Source organism: Streptomyces sp. NPDC055287 (genome assembly GCF_053646035.1).
The window spans coordinates 1-3809 of the sequence record NZ_JBSHNE010000107.1 but is presented as its reverse complement, the minus strand read 5'-3'; the positions used below and the strand labels follow the sequence as shown (position 1 = coordinate 3809).

Annotated in this window: 2 protein-coding genes; both read right to left on the bottom strand. The window is 68.3% G+C overall.

Translation table 11 applies throughout. The annotated features are described in order from the left end of the window. On the bottom strand, window positions 1–2740 hold a 2740-nt coding region (locus ACWIHY_RS40100), incomplete at its 3' end, for a type I polyketide synthase (protein ID WP_454381672.1). Then, on the bottom strand, window positions 2730–3809 hold a 1080-nt coding region (locus tag ACWIHY_RS40095; RefSeq protein WP_454381670.1), incomplete at its 5' end, for a KR domain-containing protein. The genes ACWIHY_RS40100 and ACWIHY_RS40095, both read right to left, overlap by 11 nt.

The window sequence follows — 3809 nt, the reverse complement described above, 5'->3', positions numbered from 1 at the left end:
TGAGCCAGTGGGGTGTGTGTTGGAAGGGGTAGGTGGGGAGGGGGGTGTGGTGTGTGGGGGTGGGGGTGTGGTGGGTCCAGTTGATGGGGTGGCCGCTTACGTGCAGTTCGGCAAGGGCGGAGATCAGGGTCCGCTGATCGTCCTGGTTCCGACGCAGAGTGCCGGCCGTGAGGGCGGTGTCGTCGGTGGTGTCCTGGATGGCTGTGGTCAGAGTGGGGTGGGGGCTGGGCTCGATGTAGGTGGTGTGCCCGTCCTGGCCGAGAGCACGAATGGTGGGTTCGAAGAGAACGGGGTTGGCGAGGTTGCGGTACCAGTAATCGGCGTTGAGCCGGGTGGTGTCGAGAGGGGTGGCGGTGAGGGTGGAGTAGAAGGCCATGGTGCCCGGACGCGGCTTGATGTCGGCAAGCAACTCGGCGAGTTCGGCCCGGAGAGAATGGACGTGTGGCGTGTGTGAGGCGTAGTCGACGTCGATGGTGCGCGCTTGGACGTTGTGCTGACTGAGGCGGGTGACAAGGTCGGTGAGTTGCTGGGCGTTGCCGGCGACAACGGTGGAGTGCGGGCCGTTGTGGGCGGCGATGTGCAGGTCGTCGTACGACGGCAGGCGGGCGAGGGTCTCGTCGGCGGACAGAGGTACGTGGGCCATGCCTCCGGTGCCGGCGAGGGCCGCAATGGCCCGGGAGCGCAGGGCGACGATCTTGGCCGCGTCGGCGAGCGTGAGCGCGCCGGCGATGTGCGCGGCGGCTATCTCACCTTGTGAGTGACCGATGACGGCGTCGGGGCGGATGCCGTGGTGCTGCCAGAGTCTGGCAAGGCTGGTCATGACCGCGAAGAGGGCGGGCTGGACGACCTCGACGCGCTCGAGTTGGTCCGTGTGGTTGCCCCAGAGGACGTCCTGGAGGCGGTGGCCGAGGTACGGGTCGAAGGCGGCGCAGGCTTCGTCGAGGGCGTCGGCGAAAGGCCGGCTGGTGCGGTACAGGCGGTGGGCCATGCCGGGGTATTGGCTGCCTTGTCCCGGGAAGACGAAGACGGTCTTGCCGGGAGCAATGGGGGCGCCGGTGGTGAGGGCGGAGTGAGGCAGGCCGGTGCGGAGCGCTTGCAGCGCCGCTAGTCCCTCCGCACGGTCGGTGGCGGTGACGACGGCACGGTGGTCGAAGAGGGTGCGGGTGGTGACGAGGGCGTGGCCGACCGCGCTGAGGGGCAGTTCGGGGTGGTCCTCAAGATGCCGGGCGAGACGTGCGGCCTGGTCGCGCAGGGCTTCGGGGCTCTTCGACGAGAGGGGCAGAGCGACAGGGGAAGCGTCGGGGGCGTCTTCGGCATCGGGCTCGGGCTCGGGACTGTTTGCCGTTGTCGTGGGGGGTGCTTGTTCGAGGATGGTGTGGGCGTTGGTGCCGCTGACGCCGAAGGCGGAGACGGCGGCGCGTCGGGGTCGGTCTTGGGTGTGGGGCCAGGGGCGTGCGTGGTTGAGGAGCTGAACGTTTCCGAGGGTCCAGTCGATGTGGGGTGAGGGGTGGTGGGCGTGAAGGGTTTGGGGGAGGTGGGCGTGGTGGAGGGCCATGGTCATTTTGATGATGCCGCCGATGCCTGCGGCGGCTTGGGCGTGGCCGATGTTGGATTTGAGTGAGCCGAGCCAGAGAGGTTCCTCGCCGGTGTGGTGTTGGCCGTACGTGGTGAGGAGGGCGTGTGCTTCGATGGGGTCGCCGAGGGTGGTGCCGGTGCCGTGGGCTTCGACGGCGTCGATGTCGGCGGGAGTCAGCCGCGCGTCCGCGAGGGCCTGCTGGATGACGCGCTCCTGCGCAGGTCCGTTCGGCGCGGTGAGCCTGCTACTGGCACCGTCCTGGTTGACGGCCGATCCCGCGATGACGGCGAGGATGCGGCGGCCTGCTGCTTGTGCGTCGGAGAGTCGTTGGATGAGGAGTACGCCTGCGCCTTCGGCCCAGCCGGTGCCGTCGGCGTCGGCTGAGAAGGCCTTGCACCGGCCGTCGGCCGCCAGCCCCCGCTGACGACTGAACTCCAGAAACACCCCGGGAGTGGGGAGAACGGCCACTCCCGCGGCCAACGCGTAGTCGCACTCGCCCTTGCGCAGCGCCTGGACCGCGAGATGCAGGGCCACGAGCGACGACGAGCAAGCCGTGTCCACACTGAACGCGGGACCCTGGAGCCCCAGTGTGTAGGAGATACGCCCCGAGGCCACGCTGCTGGAGCTGCCCGACATCAGGTATCCGCCGAGTTCCTCCGGGGCCTCGTATGCGCGCGGTCCGTAGTCGTGAGCGGAGATGCCGGTGTAGACGCCGGTGTTGGTGCCGTGGAGTGCGGTGGGGTCGATGCCGGCGTGTTCGATGGCTTCCCAGGCGGTTTCCAGGAGCAGCCGCTGCTGGGGGTCGGTGGCGAGGGCCTCCCGGTGAGAGATGTTGAAGAACCCGGGGTCGAACTGGTCGGCGTCGTGGAGGAATCCGCCCTGGCGGGTGTACGTCGTGCCGGGCTGGTCGGGGTCGGGGTCGTAGAGGGCTTCGATGTCCCAGCCGCGATTGGTCGGAAATCCGGTGACGGCGTCCTTCCCCTCGGACACCAGTTGCCACAGTTCCTCCGCGGAGGTCACGCCACCGGGAAAACGGCAGCCGATCCCCACGATCGCGATCGGCTCGTGCGCGCGCTCCTCGACATCGTGCAGTCGCTGACGAGTCTGGTAGAGGTTCGCCGTGACGCGCTTGAGGTAGTCAACGAGCTTCTCGTCATTCGCCATCGGTGATCGCCTCACTGGAAACGTCGAAGTTGGTGGTGCTACTGAATTCCCGGTCGATGAAGTCGAGGACTTCATCGGCAGTCGCGGAAAGGAGACCGCCGCTCAGGTCGGTGCCGCCTGCCTGGGCGTCGTCCAAGGTCCACAGGAGGTCCTGAAGCCGTTCTCTGACCTTTCCGCGCAGGTGGTCGTTCTCGAACGCGTGGGCAGCGAGGGAGACCTCGAGCTTCTCCAGGTCGTCGAGCACGTCACCGCCACCGGGACCCGTACCGGCCGACAGGTGGTCCCGCACCGCATTCCGCAGGTATCGGGCGAGCGCTTCCGGAGTGGGGTGGTCGAACGCGAGCGTTGTGGACAGCTGAAGCCCGGTGGCGGCATTGACCTGATTACGCAGTTGCAAGGTGGCGAGCGAGTCGAAGCCCATCTCGAGGAATCCGGTGTCGCTCTGGACCTCTTCGGCGCTGTCGAAAGCCAGGATGCCCGCCGCGGCGGCCCGTACGAGACGCAGCAGACGCAGATACTGCCCTTCCTCGTCGAGCGGGGCGAGTTCCCGCATCAGTTCCTCGGGCCCGTTCGTCTCGGGAGGCGCCGCCGGCGTCCTGGTGAGCGTCGGCCGGTGAGAGACAGCGCGCACAAGCCCGCTGAGGAGAGGGGCGATGGTGTGCGCACGCGCCTGGGCGTACAGAGCCGCTGAGTCGAGCCGTGTGGTCACGACGACCGGTTCGGTGGTGCTGAGCGCGGCGTCGAGGAGGGCGAGTCCGTCCTCGGACGACAGCGGAGGGAAGCCCGAACCCGTGATGCGCGTGATGTCGGCCTCGGTGAGGTCACCGGCCATCCCGTCCCGGTCGGCCCAGGGGCCCCAGGCGAGGCTGGTGGCGGGGAGGCCCTGTGCGCGGCGGTGCTGGGCGAGAGCGTCGAGGTACGTGTTCGCCGCGGCGTAGTTGGCCTGGCCCGGAGACCCGATGAGCCCCGCCAATGACGAGAAGAGGATGAAGGCGTCGAGGTCTTTGTCCTGGGTGAGGTGGTGGAGGTTCCAGGCGGCGTCGGCTTTGGGGCGTAGGACGGTGTCGAG